Here is a 16,741-nt window from a genome sequence, read left to right on the forward strand (position 1 = left end):
GAGGCGATAGAGAATTTGCAAGAGCGCGTGAGAGGGACGCTTCCGCTCCCGCGCAGGCCGTACGGGGCTTAGGCCGGGCGGCGGGGAAGGGAGTCGGTCCGCACGACCTCGGCGCCGGTGTAATAATGAGAGAGGATCTCGTAGGCCGAGCGGCCCGCCTTGGCCATGCCGTCCGCTCCCCACTGGCTCATGCCGACGCCGTGGCCGTAGCCGTACGTCGTAATTTCGATGTCGCCGCCTTCGACCTTCCAGGTGAACTGGGCGGACGGCAGCCCGAGCTTTTCGCGAACCTCCCGGCCCGTCAGCACCTGCCCGCCCGCCGCGAGCTTGCGGATGCGCCGGCCGTCGGTCGTATCGAGCACGCGCAGGCTGCGGGCGCTCGTCTTGGAGCTGATGCCGAGCTTGCGCCAGAACGCCGCCAGGCTCATCGTCGTCGTCTCCTTGTATTCCGGGCTGATCGTCTTGTCCCACGGGCTCGCCACGCTCCGCAGGTACGGCAGGCTCGCGTCCCAGTAATCCTCCGAGTTCTCCGTGTAGCCGTTGCTCGTGCTGAAGAAGAGCGCTTCGATCGGCTTCCCTTCATACGTGACGATCTGCCCTCTCGTCTGCTGCACCGCCGCGTTCAGCTTCGTCAGGTTGCGCTCGCGCTCCTCGCCGCTCCAGCGCTTCTGCAGCTTGGACAGCGGCACGTACACCTGATGCGCCGTCGTATCCGTCACGTCTGCGGCTTCGCCCGGCACGCCGGAGCGGTCTCCCGCGGCCAGCCGCTTCACGATGTAGGTGCGCGCGGCGATCGCCTGCGCCTTGAGCGCCTCCGGCTCGAAGCCGATCGGCATCTCCCCGGCGAGCACGCCCCGCACGTACAGCTCCATCGGCACCTTTTCCACCCGTTTTTCTACGGTCAAATACACCCGCACGAGCATCCGATCGAGTTCTCCGAGCGGCGGAATTCCGGCCGGCGCGGCGGAATCGGACCCGGATGAGGCCGCGGTCGGCGATTCGAGTCCGGCCTTGCCCGACAGGCCGGACCGGCCGGCGCCTGCTCCGGCCGGCGGCGCCTGGGCCGCCGGGGCTTGCGGATCCGGCGCTGCGGCGGCTGAGCCGGCCTGTCCGTCTGCGGCGGAGCTTGTCCCGCCAGCTCCGGCGGCCGGAACGTCCGGCGCGCCGCCCAGCAGCGGCACGATCTTGCCGCCGGAAGTCGTGAAGGCCGGCGGCCGTTCTTCGACCGCCGCCGCTGCCCCGTACCCGTAGCCGCTGCCCGGCTCGTCCGCGACCTTCCCCGGATCAGCCTGCCGGTGCGCGATCAGGCCCGGCAGCAGGATCGCCGCCGCCGTCAGCGCCGCGAGCGCCGACAGCGTCCAGGGCGATGGATTCTGCGGCATTCGGCGGATAGCGGCGGCGCCTTTGACGCCCGCTCTGCTGCACGGGCTTTCCGCTTCGCCGGATTCGGCCCTTTCTTGCCGCGCGGCGCGTTGCGATGATTCTCGTCGAGCCCTCTCTTCCTGCCTCTTATCCTGGCAGGGCGTTCTCTCGCTCTTCTTCCCGCCGTCCGGCAACGATCGATCGTTTCCCGCCGTCACTGGGCCTGATGCCTGCTGCCTTTCCTCGTCTTCCTGGACGGCCCCGCTCCCAGCCGGGCGCGCGTGCTCCCTCTCCTGCCGCATTGTCCGCATGTCCCCTTTCCCCCCGCTGCCGGCGTCTTCCGCCCGACTAGCGGCTCCTTCTACTTCCAGCTTGTTTTCTAAGACTATGAGAGGGGAATCATAGAATAGAACAGAGGAAGCGTCGTGGGAAACGAGGATGCATGCGATCCGCTCCGGCCGCCTTGGACGGAACCACCCGCCGTTTAGGTTTCCTCCGGACGGGTTCGGCTCTCGCTGTCTTCGTCGGGAGCGGCCGCATCCGCCCAAGCGAGGCAGAATCGGAACGCGCTGCCACGGCCCGGTTCGCTCCGCACCTCGATGCGCGAGCCGTGAGCGTCGAGGATATGCTTGACGATCGACAGGCCGATGCCCGTGCCGCCTCGCCCGCCACGGGCTTCGTCGCTTTTGTAGAAGCGGTCCCAGATGCGGCTCGCCTGCTCCGCGCTCATGCCGATGCCCTCGTCCCGCACCGTGACGCAGGCGCTGTCCGGCCCGCGCTCGAGCGTGACATGGACGGTCGAGCCCGGAGGCGAGAACGCCATCGCATTCTGCAGCAGGTTGACCATCACCTGCTCCAGCCGGTGCGGGTCGCCGACGACGCGCACCTCGGCCGGCAGCCCGTCGATCTCGTACCGGACGCTGTGATGGCGGAACGTCGACTCCATGCGCGAGAGCAGCAGGCGGATCATTTCCGCGAGATCGAACTCGGACGGCACGACGTCGAACTGGCCGGCTTCGATTTGGGACATGTCCAAGAGATCGCTGACGAGCTTCATGAGGCGTACCGTCTGGTCCTGCGTGATGCGCAGGTAGCGGTCCGCCTTCCCTTGCGGAACGGTGCCGTCGAGGATCGCCTCGACATAGCCGTGGATCGACGTGAGCGGCGAGCGCAGATCATGGGAGACATTGGCCAGAAAGTCCCGCCGCATCTGCTCCAGCGCCCCGAGGTCGTCGGCCATCCGGTTCAGCGAGCCGGCCAGCTGCCCGAGCTCGTCGGCGGAGCGGTCGGCGATCTTCGTCTCGAAGCGCCCTTTGGCGAACTGCTCCGCGCCGAGGCTCATCCGCCGGATGCGACGCGTCATGTAGCGAGAGAATCCCCACGAGACGAGCACCGACACGGCGATGGCGATGCCGACGGCGAGGGCGTTCAGATTCTGCACGCGCCGGAATTCGCGCTGGAAGCCGGTCGACAGCGAGACGACGTAGCGATTGAGCGAAGGCACATACTGGGAGCTGACGATGAACGTGCCCGAGTCGCTCTCGACCGTCTCGGTGCGGGCCTCCGCGCTCCGGCCGATGCCCGCCGAGGCGATCAGCTGGCGGATGTCCGACACCGGCAGCGGCACCTGCCCGATCTGCATGTAGCGTCCGCTGCGCTCGATGATGAGGATGCTCTTCATCTGCGGCGGGACGACGAGCTGGAGCGCAGACCGGATCGAGTCGTCGCTCCAGCCGTCCCGGGCGGCCGTCTCCAGCAGCGTAATCGTACGGCGCAGCTCGGCTCCTTCGAGCCCTTGCCTCCGGTCGAGCATGTCGCGGCCGACGAGCTGCGACGAGACGAGATTGTAGACGAGGAACGTGACCGCCAGCGTCGAGAGCGAAATGAGCAGCAGCTTGGCGAAAATGCCGCCGAGCCCGATACGCCGAGCGACAGCGGCGGCCCCGGCCTTGAGCCTCCCGCCCAAGCTCGCCGCCTTGGCGTCGACCGCGCTCATGACGCCCCGGTCTCGAAGCGGTAGCCGACGCCGCGCACCGTTCCGATCCGCCAGGCGGGATGCTCTCCGATGCGGTCGCGGATCCGCTTGACATGCACGTCGACCGTGTTGGAATCGCCGAAGTAGTCCATTCCCCACACCGCCTGCAGCAGCTCGTCCCGCGAAAACACTTTGCCCGGGCGAGAGGCGAGGCAATACAGCAGCTCGACCTCCTTCGGCGCGCAGCCGGCGTCCTTGCCGCGGACAAGCACCCGGTACTCGGTCGCGTCGACGACCAGATCGGGAAATTCGGCGCTGTCCTTGTACAGCGTCGGATGCGACCGCTTCAGCACCGCGCGGATGCGCGCGATGAGCTCCTTCGGATCGAACGGCTTGACCAGATAGTCGTCGGCCCCGAGGGAGAAGCCTTTCAGCTTGTCGTAGCCCTCGCCTTTGCCGGTGAGAAAGATGATCGGCACCTTGCTCGCGCCTCGGATCTCCTCGCAGACGCTCCAGCCGTCCCGGCCGGGCAGCATGACGTCAAGCACGACCAGATCGGGAATCCGGTCGTAGAACAGGGCGAGGCCCGACGCGCCGTCATGCGCGACCGCGAAGCGGAAGCCGTACCGATCCAGATAAAGCTCAAGCAGGCCGGTAATGAGCGGATCGTCCTCGATGAGCAGGATCGACGGGGATTTCATGCGCATACCTCCCGGTTTAGTTGAAGCCGTCAGTCATGGCGCAGCGCGTCGACCGGCTTGAGCGAGGCCGCCTTGTTGGCGGGGAACAGGCCGAACGCGACGCCGACTAGCGCGGAAAAAGCGAACGCATACAGCACGATGTCGGATTCGATCTGCGTCGCCGTGCCGGTCCGCTGCAGGATGGCGGCTGCGCCGAACGCCGCCGCGATGCCGAGCGCCCCGCCGAGGCTGCTGATCGAAGCGGCTTCGACGAGGAACTGGAACAGCACGTCCCGCTTGCGCGCGCCGAGAGCTTTGCGGATGCCGATCTCGCGCGTGCGCTCGGTGACGGACACGAGCATGATGTTCATGATGCCGATGCCCCCGACGAGCAGGGAGATGGCGGCCACGCCGGCCATCATCGTGGACATCGTTTTCGACACGGACGTAGCGGTCTCCTTCAGCTCCTCCGAGTTGGTGATGCGATAGCTGTTCGTATTGCCCCGGAATACATCCGACAGCTTCGCCTCCAGCGCCGCCGTCACCGCGTCCATCCTTTCCTCCGAGGCCGCCTTGACCGCGACGGTCCGCACGCCCTCCGACTGGAACAGCCGCTGCGCCGTCGTGATCGGAAGGAGGATCTTCTCGTCGTTGGACGCGCCGAGCGAGGTGCCCTTCGGCTCCAGCAGGCCGACGACCTTGACCTTCACGCCGCTGAGCAGGATCGTCTCGCCGATCGGACTGACGCCGGGGCCGAACAGCTCCTCCGCCGTATCGATGCCGAGCAGCGCCACCTTGCTGTAGGCCTCCAGGTCGAGCGGCGCGATGAACCGGCCCTCCTGCGGGTGAAAGTCCTGCACGTCCTCGTAATCGGGCGTCACGCCCTCGACGGTGACGGACGACTCCGTCTGAACGCTGCCGTAGCGCGCGGACGCGCTTGCGCTGACCGTCGGCGACAAGCCTTCGATTCCGTCGATTCCGTCGCCGAGCTTCTCCGCCTGCGGCAGCGTGAGCGTCGTGCTGCTGCCGCGTCCGGTGACGTTCACCGACAGCATGTTCGTGCCGAGCCCTTGCAGCTGCGCGCTCACCTCATTGGCCGAGCCTTGCCCCATCGCCACGAGCGAGATGACGGTCGCGACGCCGATGAGGATGCCGAGCATCGACAGCGACGTGCGGAGCTTGTTAGCGAGAATGCTGCTCCAGGCCATGCGGATGCCTTGCGAAAGCTTCACGAGCGTCTCCTCCTTCCTCGGTCAGCAGGCCGTCCTTCATGAAGGCGATGCGCCCGGCCTTGGCCGCGACGTCCAGATCGTGCGTGATGAGCACGATCGTATGGCCTTGGCGGTTCAGCTCCTGCACGAGGCCGAGCACCTCGGCGCCGGTCTTCGTGTCGAGCGCGCCGGTCGGCTCGTCGGCGAGCAGGATCGGCGGATGGCCGACCAGCGCCCTCGCGATCGCCACCCGCTGCATCTGGCCGCCGGACAGCTGGTTCGGACGGTGGTCCATCCGATCGGCGAGGCCGACCTTGGCCAGCGCCGCCTCGGCCGCTTCCCGCCTTTCCTTGCCGGACAGCCCTCGGTAGACGAGAGGCAGCTCCACGTTTTCGCGGGCCGTCAGGCGGGGAAGCAGGTGGAAGCTCTGGAAAATGAAGCCGATGCCCCGATTGCGCACCTCCGCCAGCCGATTCTCGCTCAAGCCTCCGACCTCCTGGCCGTCCAGCACATAGCTGCCGGACGTCGGCGCGTCGAGGCAGCCGATGACGTTCATGAGCGTCGATTTGCCGGAGCCGGATGGACCGATGATCGCGAGGAAATCGCCCGCCATCACTTCCAGATCGACTCCATTCAGGATCGGCACCTCCTCGCCGGCCATCCGGTAGCTTTTACGCACGTCGCGGATGGAGATGAGCGGAGCTTCCCCCAAGGCTGCGGTCGGCGTGCCGAGAGCTGGCCCGCGCCGCATCAGCTGCGCCCTCCGCTCATGCCGCCGCCGAAGCCTCCTCCGCCTCCGCCCATGCCGCCCGGCATGACGCCGCCAAAGCTGCCCGCTCCATCTCCGAAGCGGAAGCCGCCCTGCGTCGAGGACGATCCGGTCGAGCCGCCGACCGTGCCGGTCGGCAGCGGCACGAGCACCGAATCGCCGACGGACAGGCCGGAGACGATCTGGGCATAGTCTTCGCTGACGAGGCCGACCTCGACCTCCTTCAGCTGGCCGCCGAGAGCCATGCGCGAGGCGCGGGAGCTGCCGGACTGGCCCGCCGAGGCTCCAGGCTGTCCGGCCGCTTCCGGCTGTCCTTCAGCCCCCGGCTGGATCGCCGCCCCAGCTTGACCGGCTGCTTCCGGCTGTCCGGCCGTTCCTGCCTGAGCGGCGGCTTCCGTTCCCGGCATGCCTTCCCCGCTTCCGGCCGGGCGCTCTCCACGCTGCCCTTGCCGCTGGCCTGGGCCTTGGCCCGATGCTCCGTCGGCTGCCGGCGCATCCGCGCTGCCTGCGGCTGCTGCTTCCGCGCCGCTTGCCGGCACGCGCACGTACGATTTGCCGGCCATCGTCACGACCGCGTCCACCGGGACGAGCACGGCGTCCTCCGCCGATTCCGTCACGATCTTGACCGAGCCGGACATGCCGGCCAGCACGCCGTCCAGACGGCTCAAGCGGATCGTCACCGGGTACGAGGCGACGCCGTTGCTGGACGTGCCTTCGCGCGCGATTTCCGCAATCTCGCCCTCGAACGTCTCGTCCGGCAGCGCGTTCAGCACGATTTCCGCCGTCTGCCCCGCCTTCAGCTTGGGCACGTCGAGCTCATCCGCGTTCATCGTGAACGACAGCTCGCTGTAATCAGTGAGCGTCACGGCTTCGACGCTGCCGTTCAGCTCCTGCCCGGCCTCGACCGCGACCGCCGTCACCGTGCCTGCCGCCGGAGCGACGACTTTGCTTGCGGCATTCTGCTCCTCCCGCAGATCGGCGATCTCCGCCTCGAGCTGCTCCAGCGACAGCTTGGCGCTGTCGATCTGCAGCATCAGCTCGTCCTGTTTGTCCTCGTCGCTCTCCTGCCAATACTGCCTCTTGAGCTGCTGCAGCGACAGCTCCTGCTTCTCCTGCTCCAGCTGCTTCTGGCGGATGGCGAGCGCATTGTCCTTTTTCTCCAAGGTCAGCAGCGTCTGCCCGGCCTTCACCTCGTCGCCTTCCTTGACGAGCACCTCCTCGACGACGCCCTGACGGATGCTCCGTACGGCCGTCGCTTCCGCCGCGGCCACCGTGCCGCTGCCGGATACGCTCGACTCGATGCCGCCTTGCGTCGCCTGCACGGTCCGAGCCGTCGCCGCTGCCGCTGCCGGAGCCTCATCCTGGGAACGATAGGCGTAATACGCATACCCGCTCCCCGCCAGGATCAGCACTCCGAGCATCAGAATCCATTTTCTCACTTCGCCACTCCTCCCCTTCTTCACCACGGGAAGCGTAGCATAACGAAATGAACCGAAAATGAACATAAAAAAAGAGCCCCAGCAACCGGCGCTCCACTCCCTTTATCTCTGTCGGCCTCCAGCACCGCGCCTGCGAGAGGCGCTGTCCGTCAGCCCTGCAACTGATTAAGCCAACGTCGCTTCGACGTCCTCGATGGCGACTTCTTCCTCGGCCTTGTAGCTGTCTTCCTCCGAAGCGGCAGCCGCGGCGACATGCACTTCCTCCGCCTCGGACGGCTCGCGCAGCAACGGCAGGACGATCGGCTCCAGCGGCTCCTGAGCCGGCTCGGCCATCTCCGTCCGGCGAATGTCCGCGCCGAGCGCGGCCAGCTTGCCGGCGATGTCGACGTAGCCGCGATCCACATGATGCAGGCCGCCGACCTCCGTCTCGCCATCGGCGACGAGTCCGGCGCAGATAAGCGCCGCTCCGGCCCGCAGGTCGGTGGCCGTTACCTTGGCGCCGTACAGCGGCACGCCGCCGGTGATGATGGCCGAACGGCCCTCTACCTTGATATTGGCGTTCATCTTGCGGAATTCGTCCACATGCATGAAGCGGTTTTCGAACACCGTTTCCGTGACGACCGAGGTGCCTTCGGATACGAGCAGCAGCGCCATCATCTGAGACTGCATGTCGGTCGGGAAGCCCGGATGCGGGAGCGTCTTCACGTCGACGCCGCGCAGCGGACGGTCTGCGGTGACGCGGATGCCGGTATCTTCTTCGGTCAGCTGCACACCCATTTCCTGCAGCTTGGCGATGACCGGACCGAGATGGTCGCTGATGGCGCCTTCGACGAAGACGTCGCCGCCCGTGATCGCAGCCGCGATCAGGAACGTGCCGGCCTCGACGCGGTCGGGGATGACGTGATGGCGCGCGCCGACCAGCCGATCGACGCCCTCGATACGGATCATGCCCGTGCCGGCGCCGCGAACGCGCGCGCCCATGGCGTTGAGATAGTTCGCCAGATCGACGATTTCCGGTTCCTTGGCGGCATTCTCCAGCGTCGTCGTGCCCTCGGCGAGAGCCGCGGCCATCATGATGTTCTCCGTCGCCCCTACGCTGGCCACATCCAGGTAGATTTTGGCGCCCTTCAGACGGCCCGGTGCCGATGCTTCCACGAAGCCCTGTCCGATCGTAATCTCGGCTCCCATCGCTTCGAAGCCTTTGAGATGCTGGTCGATGGGACGCGTGCCGATGGCGCAGCCGCCAGGCATCGAGATGCGCACCTTGCCGAGGCGGGCGAGCAGCGGACCCATGACGAGGAACGAAGCCCTCATCTTGCTGACCCATTCATAGGGAGCCTCGCACGAGTCCAGGCGCTCGGCCGAGATCGTCATGCGGTCTTCTCCGATGACCGCTTCAGCCCCGAGCGTCTCCAGCACCTGACGGATCGTCAGGACATCATCAAGAAGGGGAACGTCGCAGATGACGCTTTCTCCTTCCGTGGCGAGCAGGGAGGCGGCCAAAATCGGCAGCACCGCGTTCTTCGCTCCGTGAACGCGCACCGTTCCCTCCAGCCTGCGGCCCCCTCTAACGACAATTTTGCTCATATACCGTTCCCTCCGGACGCTGCATTTTCTTCATGCATTTCTTCTATTTGGATCAGGATTAAAGGTTCGATTACAGTGACGGGCGTTGCTGATTCCGAGATGGAATTCAGAGGGAATTCGGGTCAAAAGGACAAGTATAACCCAGAATACCACAGACCATATTAACACTCGTCAACAGAAATCGACAAGGTTTAATTTGCAGCATGCCGCTCACGGCTCATTTCGCCGAACAAAATCGAATGATGTCGCTGCAGCTTATAGCATTCGGGAGCTGCTTTTCTTTTCGGACCGTCTTTTGAGCCTAGTGTCTGCATTCGACCCGCCGCTTATGCGACAGCCGATGCCGACAACGGCTGGAAAGGCTCTTTAGATCAGCTTGAGCACATTCGTCCAGGACCAATAGTCGAGGATGAAGCGGGCGAATAAATGGCCGAGGATGACGGCCAGCACCGCGATCAGCACGCGGGCCCTCGGGCTGCGCGGATGCTTGAACCAATGGTCGAGCTTCAGCTCCTGCAGGAGGTACCAGGCCAGCAGGATGCTGCAGATCGTGATGACGATGGAGAAAAGGCCGACGAGGCCGATCGAGGAGAACGCCTCTCCGATTCCCTGATTGCTGTTCATTTAATAACCCCGATTCCATACCGATAAACGGTAAAATATGCATCTTGACAAAACGATCGATAATGAACTAACGCCCGCGACCGAAGCCTCAACATGCAGCCTAGTTGCATCCTTCTCCATGTCCATCTCCTACATCCGCTCTTCCTAAGTCATCGGCAGCGGACAACGGTTCTTGAAGTCGGGCTCAGCCGCGCTCTACGGTCAGCGTATAAAAGCCTTCCGGCGGCGCATACGGAGGCTCCGCGGCATCCCAGACGCGCACGTAATAGGTGCCTGGCGTCACTTGGATCGAAGCGGAGGCTTCCGCCGCCCCCTCTCCCGCTTCGTCCACGGCCGTCTCCGGCGAACCCGCTCGACGGTAGGCGAAGGCAGCATCCATGCGCATCGTGCCCGGCTCCACTTGGAGGCGGAGCTTGCCCGCTTTTTTCACCTGAATCTTGTACCAGTCGAGGTCGTCCGTTTCATGAAATCCCGCTTTCAAGCTCTGGCTGCGGTCCGCGAGCGCGGTCGCCTCCTCGGCTCGGCCATTGGGCTCCCCGTCGTCCGGACGCATGGAAAAGACGCTGCTGAGCAAATAAGGGGCGGCTTTTGGCGCCCCTGCTCCCTGCAGCTGCAGGCGCAGGCGATTGGCTCCCTTCTTGACGCGCCAGACGACGACGTTGTTGCTCGCTTCCAGCTTTTTTTCGACCGATCCTTCGGCCTGCTCCAGCAGGAGGCCGAGCTTCGCGGGAGCCTGGCCAGGCGAGAGAAGCTGCTGCAGCCGCAGCTTGACGCTGCCGTCATGCGGGCAGTCCAGCACGAACCAGTCGCGATCGGCACCACCTGCCAGCACCGCGGACAGCTGCTTGCCGAGCGGCAGCGAGGCCGCTTGCCCGCGGCCGTCGTTCGGCTCATGCGGATCGGCCTTGTAGCGGCTGGAGAGCGCTTGCTCCATCCGCAGCAAGCCATAGCCCGTAGCCGGATCGAAGCCGGCGGGCGGCGTATCCTTCGTCGTCTGGCGAAGATAGGAACGAATTTCATAAGGCTTGAGCTTCGGATATTTGCTCCACAGCAGGGCAGCCGCGGCGGCTGCCTGCGGAGCGGCCATGGACGTTCCCTCCTCGAAGCGGTAGCCGCCGCCGAGCTGCGCCGTAAAAACGCGCCAAGACCCGGCGACATCGATCTCGCTCCCTTTGCTTGACCGCCGCTCCGGAGAGCCGTCCGCAGCGACGCCGCCGACGGCGAGCACGGTCGGATAGGCGGCCGGGTATTTCACCGTCGTCTTGCTGCCGAACCGCAGGGAGTCGTTGCCCGCAGCCGCGACGAGCAGCACGCCCTTCCGCTCGGCTTGGCCCACGATGTCGGCCATATAGGCCGAGGAGTGGTACAATCCGACGGACAGCACGATGATGCGCGCTCCTTTGTCCAGCGCTTTGCGGATCGCTTCGCCCAACCCCCGCTCCTCCGCATAGCCGTTCTCGTCGAGGGCCTTCACCGGCAGCAGCTTCGCCTGCGGAAGCAGCGCCGCCACGACCCCGGCGACGCTCGTGCCGTGACCGTTGTCGTCCTGCGGCGGCTTGCCGGGCTGCAGCAGGTTCGCCCCCGGCAGCAGCCGTCCCTTGAGCGCCGGATGCTGGAGATCGACGCCCGTGTCGACGATCGCGACCGTCATGCCGCTCGATTTCTTTCGATCGGCCAAAGCCTCCAGCGCTCCGATCTGCCGGAGATAAGCCTGCTGCTCTTTTTGCGCCGCACCGCCAGCCTGCGCAGCCGCTGCGACCGTCAGCCGAGAGGCGGGCTCCGGCGCGCTCCGCGCGTCAAGCACCCGAACCGGTTCGTTCGGGTGCGCAGGTCCGGCGACGAGCACGGACGCCAGAAAAACGGCCGCCGCCGCGGCGGCCAGCCGCTTGCGGCGATGACTCGCCGCGAGAATGAGCCGTCTTTTCATGAGCCTCAAATCCTTTGCTCTGTATCTATCCTATGACAAACCCGCGCTTCTATCCCTTCGCGCCTGCGGAGAAATCCATTCTTTACTCTTTCGCTTTCGCAGGGGCGATTCCCTCCCTGCGTGCCGCAACGAGCGGGCTTCCAGTCGACTGAGCCGGACGCGGACAAACCGAAGCAAGCCCCTGCGCTCAGGAGCGCAGGGGCTGCAGCGGCAATCGTCATGCGATGAATCAGCCGAGGAACTTTTCCAGCATCCAGCGATGCTTGTCCAGCTGCTCGACCATACCCGTCAAGATGTCCGCCGTCGCAGCATCGTCTTCTTGCTCCGCCGCTTCGGCCGCTTCCTTCATCTCCGAGGCGATCGTGCCGAAATCGTCGATGACGGCGCGCACCATCGCGTCCGCATCTTCCTTTTCCGTCGCTTCCTTGATCGAAGACAGGGACAGCATGCCCTTCATCGTCGACACCGGCTTTCCGCCGATCGCGATCAAGCGCTCCGCCGCTTCGTCGAACATGAGGGTGACGGCGTTGTAGAGCTCCTCGAATTTGACATGCAGCGTATAGAAGTTCGGTCCGGTCACGTTCCAGTGGAACGAATGAAGCTTCATATAAAGGACGCCGAGCGTAGCGACTTGCTTGTTCAGTCCCTCCTGCGTTTTGGCGGTCCCTTTCGCGGTACGGCTGGCAGATGAAGTAGCCATCGTTGTGATCCCCTTTCTTCATGTGGCGATAGACTGCATATGCGGTGCTGTTGCTGATTGCTGAACGTCTCTACTGCTTGTTTACCCTCGTCCGCGAAGAAGCAAACAGCGCGGAGAATCCCCTACAGGTTGCGCCTGCGCCTGCCCGCTTATGCGGCGGAAGCCCTTTTTCCAGCATTGCGCCATTCGCACAATTCTCCTCCGCCCGCCCTTCATAAGGTAAGGGGAGGTGACACGAATGCCATCCGTGAAAAAATACGTGAAACGATACAAATCCCGCTCCCTCTGGGGCAAGCTGAAGGTCGGCCGCATGCTGGAAAAGGATCCCGCGACAGCTTCCATGGTTCCGGCCGCGAAGGCTTTTTCGCTCAAGCAGCTGATCCGCATGGCGTCCCGCTATGACATGCTGTACATCAAGCCCAATATCGGATCGCTCGGCATGGGCGTCCATCGCCTGCGCCGCGTCGCAGACGATCGATACGAGCTTGCCTCGGTCATAACCCGCAAGCAGACGATGCGCAGCTTTCGCACGCTGGGAGCCGTCTACCGCCATCTGAAGCGGACTAAATCCAGCCGCAAGCTGCTGATCCAGCGCGGCATTCCGCTCGATCAGGTGGACGGCAGGCCTTACGATCTGCGTGCGATGGTCCAGCGCCGGCCGAAAGGCCCCTGGACGTGCACCGCCTTCACCGCCAAGCTCGCTTCTCCATCCAAGATCGTGACGAACGTCCACCAAGGAGCGAAGCTCGTCATGCTGCCCACTCTCTGGGAAATGCAAGGCTTAACCGCCTCCGCCGCCAAGGCGAATACTGACCTCATCGAGCGCAAGGCGCTGACGGTCAGCCGCTCCCTGTCTCGCCGTTACAAGGGCATGCATGAGATGGGCATCGACTTCGCCATCGACCGTTCCAAGAAGCTGTGGGTGCTCGAGGTCAATACGAATCATCCGCAGTTCCGTCCGGTGAAGAAGCTTGATCGGGCTGCCTACAATCGGATGGCGAGCTTCGCCCGCAGCTACGGACGCTACGACGACTAGCCGCAGTTGACGAGCCGAGCCGGCTTTCAATGCCCGGGGCAGCCCGGGTTTTCCTGCTTTCTTTTTTTGCGGTTGGGTAATGCTTGTATACGAACGACCCGGCAGGCATCCTATCCGATTTAGAAAGGGGAAATTGGAGATGGCGGAAGCGAGTCATGCGCAGCAGCTGCTGCAGCGTCTGGAGAGGCTCAAAAAGCAGAACGTAGAAATCGTGAAGGAAGAGGATGGCGATCTCGATCGGGTCGCCATGACGTTGGACGATGCGGAAGTTCTGCGCAATCCGACCGCCGATCCCTACGTGTCGGGGACGATCGTACTGTTGCATGGCGAAGCCGCCATCGTGACGGACGGCGGCAGGGAGCCGGTGCCCGGCGACTCGTACGAGATTCCGCTGCAAGCGGGAGCGGAGATCAGCGAAGAGCAGGATACGATTCGAGTCCAGACGGACCGGGCTCTGTATTCGATCCGTCCAACCGGATCCGGTTCGCTTTAGCCTCGGCGACGGAACCAGCTCCGCAGCAGCCCTTTGCCGGCAGACGGGGATCCGGAGAAAATTTCTTCGGCAGGGTCCAGTTCCTCTCCGGCGAGCAAGGCTCGGGCATTTCGCTCCAAATAAAGCCTTGCGGGCCGTCCGATCCGAGACTCCAGCAGCGCGTAGGCCTCGGCCAGCTTGAATCCGCGTCGCCGCGCATGATGGGCATCCGACGAGACGAGATGGATAAGGCCGCTGCGCACGAGCGACCAGCTTCCTTTTTCAAACGTCTTGCCGTAGAGGCCGAGCAGGGAATGCGTAGTCGCTTGTGTCCACGCCCCGAGCGCGATCAGCTCCTCCAGCTTGCCCGGCTCGCGCAGAACCTGTAAATTGCGTTCGGGATGGGCGATGACCGGACGGATGCCGAGCAGCGTCAGCTCGTACACCAGTTCCGGCATCTCCGTCGGCATCTCCTCGGCCGGCATTTCCAGCAGCAGGTAAGACGTGCCCGCAAGCGTCAGCAGCTCCCCGGCTTCAAGATGGTCAAGCAACTCGGCATAGACGCGGATCTCCTGCCCCGGATGAAGACGCAGCGGCAGTCCATGCTCGTCCAGCACGTTCTGGGACTCCGCAAGAAGCTTTTTCACGCGATCGGCAGGATTCCAGTAGACGCCGTTGGCATGATGGGGCGTTGCGATGATGTCCGTAATGCCTTCCTCCACCGCGGCAGCCGCCAGCTCCAGCAGATGTTCCCGGTGTCTGGCTCCATCATCGATTCCGGGCAGGATGTGCGTATGGATGTCGATCATCGGTTCATATTCCCGCCTTCCCATGGATTGGCTCCATTTTAATCGATCCGTTGACGATCGTCATCCGGCCTAGGCTTCATTTTGGAGGCCGTGATTCATATGCACATCTTATCCACAGGACTATCCCCAGTTTCTCCTGGGGATGCGAACAGCTTATACACATATCCACTACTTATCCCCATTTCGCCCCCAAAAACAGCGACTTATCCCCATCTCACATTGGTTGAGTAACGCCAAAGAGCCCCGCCTTTTTTAAAAGGCGGGGCTGTATTCGGTCTTTTGTCTCAGCCGCGCAGGCTGATTCGGTTCATCGCCCGTTGCAGAGCCATTTCGGCGCGGCGGAAATCCACCTCGTCCTTGCGGCCCTTGAGGCGATCCTCTGCGCGCTTTTTGGCCAGCTGGGCACGGTCGACGTCAATCTCCTCCGGAAGCTCGGCGCTTTCGGCAAGAATGACGACCTTTTCATGACGGACTTCGGCGAAGCCGCCGCTGACGGCGATCTTCTCTTCCTTGCCGCCGATTTTTGCCACGACTGCGGCGATCTTCAACGGGGTTACCGTCGGGATGTGGTTGGGCAGGATGCCCATCTCGCCCTCGACGCCGCGAAGAATCACCATGCTGACGTCCTTGGCGTAGACCGTGCGCTCCGGGGTGACGATTTCAAGCAGTAAGGTGCTCATACGATCCCTCCATCCGCCGAGGATTAAACCTCTTGAGCGAGTTTCTTCGCCTTGGCAACGGCGTCTTCGATCGTTCCGACGTTGTGGAAGGCCGGCTCAGGCAGATCGTCGTGCTTGCCTTCAAGGATTTCCTTGAAGCCGCGGACCGTATCCTGAATCCGTACCGAAAGGCCCGGAATGCCGTTGAACGCAGCAGCCACGTGAAGAGGCTGCGACAGGAACAGCTGGACGCGACGGGCACGAAGGACGACGAGCTTGTCTTCTTCGGACAGTTCGTCCATGCCGAGGATGGCGATAATATCAAGCAGCTCTTTGTAGCGCTGAAGAAGCTTCTTCACGCTTTGAGCGACTTGATAGTGCTCTTCGCCGACGATTTCCGGAGCGAGGACGCGCGAGGACGATGCCAGCGGGTCGACGGCCGGGAAGATGCCCATCGCGGCGATGTTCCGCTCCAGGTTGGTCGTGGAGTCCAAGTGGGCGAACGCCGTAGCCGGAGCCGGGTCGGTATAGTCATCGGCAGGAACGTAGATCGCTTGGATCGACGTTACGGAGCCGTTCTTGGTGGAGGTAATGCGCTCCTGCAGCTGGCCCATCTCGGTCGCCAGCGTCGGCTGGTAGCCTACCGCGGACGGCATGCGGCCGAGCAGGGCGGATACTTCGGAGCCCGCTTGCGTGAAGCGGAAGATATTGTCGACGAACAGAAGCACGTCGCGGTTCTCTTGATCGCGGAAGTATTCCGCCATCGTGAGGCCCGTCAGCGCTACGCGAAGACGCGCGCCCGGAGGCTCGTTCATCTGGCCGAATACCATGGCCGTCTTCTCGATGACGCCGGACTCGCTCATCTCGTGGTACAAGTCGTTGCCCTCGCGCGTACGCTCGCCGACGCCGGCGAAGACGGAGATGCCGCCGTGCTCGGACGCGATGTTGTGGATAAGCTCCTGCATCGTAACCGTCTTGCCTACGCCGGCGCCGCCGAACAGGCCGACCTTGCCGCCTTTGGCGTAAGGAGCCATCAGGTCGATGACCTTGATGCCGGTTTCCAGAATCTCCTGCTGGGTGGACAGCTCATCGAACTTAGGAGCGCTGCGGTGGATCGGCAGCGCTACGCTGCGGTCCACATCGCCGTTGCCGTCGATCGGATCGCCGACGACGCTGAAGACGCGGCCAAGGGTGGCCGGGCCTACCGGAACCGTGATCGGAGCTCCGGTGTCGATCGCCGCCGTGCCGCGCACGAGGCCGTCCGTCGAGGACATGGCGACGCAGCGGACCGAGTTGTTTCCGAGGTGAGTAGCCACTTCGAGAGTCAGCTTCACGTCCTGTTCGGTAGCGCTTTGGGCCTTTTGTTCAATCTTAATTGCGTTCAAGATTTCAGGCAGATGGCCGTTGTCGAACTCGACGTCGACAACCGGTCCCAGTACCTGGACAACGCGACCGTTGCTCATGGGGGTCCCTCCTGTAGTAAAGATAGTT

The 16,741-nt window shown here is 64.0% G+C and carries 15 protein-coding genes; 2 read left to right on the forward strand and 13 right to left on the reverse strand.

What is annotated here, in order from left to right:
- Window positions 1-68: 68 nt before the first annotated feature.
- The 10 genes from spoIID to HGI30_RS21340 form a co-directional block, all read right to left on the reverse strand.
- Window positions 69-1,382: a stage II sporulation protein D gene (gene spoIID / locus HGI30_RS21295; RefSeq protein ID WP_235680234.1), complete on the reverse strand. Its 1,314-nt coding sequence runs from the start codon at window positions 1,380-1,382 to the stop codon at window positions 69-71.
- A gap of 464 nt (window positions 1,383-1,846) precedes the next feature.
- Window positions 1,847-3,358 (reverse strand): sensor histidine kinase, encoded by a 1,512-nt coding sequence (locus tag HGI30_RS21300; protein WP_168909339.1) that lies wholly within the window; start codon window positions 3,356-3,358, stop codon window positions 1,847-1,849.
- Window positions 3,355-4,038, reverse strand: a complete 684-nt coding sequence (locus HGI30_RS21305) for a response regulator transcription factor (RefSeq protein ID WP_168909340.1) — start codon at window positions 4,036-4,038, stop codon at window positions 3,355-3,357. Before HGI30_RS21305 ends, HGI30_RS21300 begins: the two co-directional genes overlap by 4 nt.
- Window positions 4,039-4,067: 29 nt before the next feature.
- The gene (locus HGI30_RS21310) at window positions 4,068-5,249 is read right to left on the reverse strand and encodes an ABC transporter permease (RefSeq protein ID WP_235680235.1); all 1,182 of its coding nucleotides are present in this window, start codon (window positions 5,247-5,249) and stop codon (window positions 4,068-4,070) included.
- Entirely contained in the window at window positions 5,200-5,979 is a 780-nt protein-coding gene (locus HGI30_RS21315; protein WP_168909341.1) for an ABC transporter ATP-binding protein, read from the reverse strand. The genes HGI30_RS21310 and HGI30_RS21315 overlap by 50 nt, the downstream gene beginning before the upstream one ends.
- On the reverse strand, window positions 5,979-7,436 hold the full coding sequence (locus HGI30_RS21320) for an efflux RND transporter periplasmic adaptor subunit (protein WP_168909342.1): 1,458 nt from the start codon (window positions 7,434-7,436) through the stop codon (window positions 5,979-5,981). The genes HGI30_RS21315 and HGI30_RS21320 overlap by 1 nt, the downstream gene beginning before the upstream one ends.
- Window positions 7,437-7,601: 165 nt before the next feature.
- Entirely contained in the window at window positions 7,602-9,023 is a 1,422-nt protein-coding gene (murA, locus tag HGI30_RS21325; protein ID WP_168909343.1) for a UDP-N-acetylglucosamine 1-carboxyvinyltransferase, read from the reverse strand.
- Window positions 9,024-9,389: 366 nt separating this feature from the next.
- A complete protein-coding gene (locus HGI30_RS21330; RefSeq protein WP_168909344.1) occupies window positions 9,390-9,647 on the reverse strand; it encodes a DUF1146 domain-containing protein in 258 nt (85 codons plus the stop codon).
- Between the two features lie 184 nt (window positions 9,648-9,831).
- On the reverse strand, window positions 9,832-11,574 hold the full coding sequence (locus HGI30_RS21335; protein WP_168909345.1) for a S8 family peptidase: 1,743 nt from the start codon (window positions 11,572-11,574) through the stop codon (window positions 9,832-9,834).
- Between the two features lie 229 nt (window positions 11,575-11,803).
- Complete coding sequence (locus tag HGI30_RS21340; protein ID WP_168909346.1) at window positions 11,804-12,274, reverse strand: Dps family protein; 471 nt, start codon at window positions 12,272-12,274, stop codon at window positions 11,804-11,806.
- 238 nt (window positions 12,275-12,512) lie between these two features.
- On the opposite strand from HGI30_RS21340, the gene HGI30_RS21345 reads away from it, so the two are divergent.
- Both HGI30_RS21345 and HGI30_RS21350 read left to right on the forward strand, forming a co-directional pair.
- Window positions 12,513-13,310: a YheC/YheD family protein gene (locus tag HGI30_RS21345; RefSeq protein ID WP_168909347.1), complete on the forward strand. Its 798-nt coding sequence runs from the start codon at window positions 12,513-12,515 to the stop codon at window positions 13,308-13,310.
- A 139-nt stretch (window positions 13,311-13,449) separates the two neighbouring features.
- Entirely contained in the window at window positions 13,450-13,803 is a 354-nt protein-coding gene (locus HGI30_RS21350; RefSeq protein WP_168909348.1) for a protein YmzB, read from the forward strand.
- Here HGI30_RS21350 and HGI30_RS21355 read toward each other — a convergent pair.
- The 3 genes from HGI30_RS21355 to atpD form a co-directional block, all read right to left on the reverse strand.
- Entirely contained in the window at window positions 13,800-14,591 is a 792-nt protein-coding gene (locus tag HGI30_RS21355) for a tyrosine-protein phosphatase (RefSeq protein ID WP_168909349.1), read from the reverse strand. The two genes, HGI30_RS21350 and HGI30_RS21355, sit on opposite strands and share 4 nt — an antisense overlap.
- A gap of 284 nt (window positions 14,592-14,875) precedes the next feature.
- Window positions 14,876-15,271, reverse strand: coding sequence for a F0F1 ATP synthase subunit epsilon (locus tag HGI30_RS21360; protein WP_168909350.1), 396 nt, complete (start codon window positions 15,269-15,271; stop codon window positions 14,876-14,878).
- Window positions 15,272-15,294: 23 nt separating this feature from the next.
- Window positions 15,295-16,713: a F0F1 ATP synthase subunit beta gene (gene atpD / locus HGI30_RS21365; protein WP_168909351.1), complete on the reverse strand. Its 1,419-nt coding sequence runs from the start codon at window positions 16,711-16,713 to the stop codon at window positions 15,295-15,297.
- Window positions 16,714-16,741: the final 28 nt, after the last annotated feature.

Source organism: Paenibacillus albicereus (assembly GCF_012676905.1).
GTDB classification, from domain to species: Bacteria; Bacillota; Bacilli; order Paenibacillales; family Paenibacillaceae; genus Paenibacillus_O; species Paenibacillus_O albicereus.

Excerpts from the sequence above, each read along its gene's own strand:
- spoIID (WP_235680234.1), bottom strand. The coding sequence starts at position 1,382 with ATGCCGCAGAATCCATCGCCCTGGACGCTGTCGGCGCTCGCGGCGCTG.
- HGI30_RS21300 (WP_168909339.1), bottom strand. The coding sequence starts at position 3,358 with ATGAGCGCGGTCGACGCCAAGGCGGCGAGCTTGGGCGGGAGGCTCAAG.
- HGI30_RS21305 (WP_168909340.1), bottom strand. The coding sequence starts at position 4,038 with ATGAAATCCCCGTCGATCCTGCTCATCGAGGACGATCCGCTCATTACC.
- HGI30_RS21315 (WP_168909341.1), bottom strand. The coding sequence starts at position 5,979 with ATGCGGCGCGGGCCAGCTCTCGGCACGCCGACCGCAGCCTTGGGGGAA.
- murA (WP_168909343.1), bottom strand. The coding sequence starts at position 9,023 with ATGAGCAAAATTGTCGTTAGAGGGGGCCGCAGGCTGGAGGGAACGGTG.
- HGI30_RS21330 (WP_168909344.1), bottom strand. The coding sequence starts at position 9,647 with ATGAACAGCAATCAGGGAATCGGAGAGGCGTTCTCCTCGATCGGCCTC.
- HGI30_RS21335 (WP_168909345.1), bottom strand. The coding sequence starts at position 11,574 with ATGAAAAGACGGCTCATTCTCGCGGCGAGTCATCGCCGCAAGCGGCTG.
- HGI30_RS21340 (WP_168909346.1), bottom strand. The coding sequence starts at position 12,274 with ATGGCTACTTCATCTGCCAGCCGTACCGCGAAAGGGACCGCCAAAACG.
- HGI30_RS21345 (WP_168909347.1), top strand. The coding sequence starts at position 12,513 with ATGCCATCCGTGAAAAAATACGTGAAACGATACAAATCCCGCTCCCTC.
- HGI30_RS21350 (WP_168909348.1), top strand. The coding sequence starts at position 13,450 with ATGGCGGAAGCGAGTCATGCGCAGCAGCTGCTGCAGCGTCTGGAGAGG.
- HGI30_RS21355 (WP_168909349.1), bottom strand. The coding sequence starts at position 14,591 with ATGATCGACATCCATACGCACATCCTGCCCGGAATCGATGATGGAGCC.
- HGI30_RS21360 (WP_168909350.1), bottom strand. The coding sequence starts at position 15,271 with ATGAGCACCTTACTGCTTGAAATCGTCACCCCGGAGCGCACGGTCTAC.
- atpD (WP_168909351.1), bottom strand. The coding sequence starts at position 16,713 with ATGAGCAACGGTCGCGTTGTCCAGGTACTGGGACCGGTTGTCGACGTC.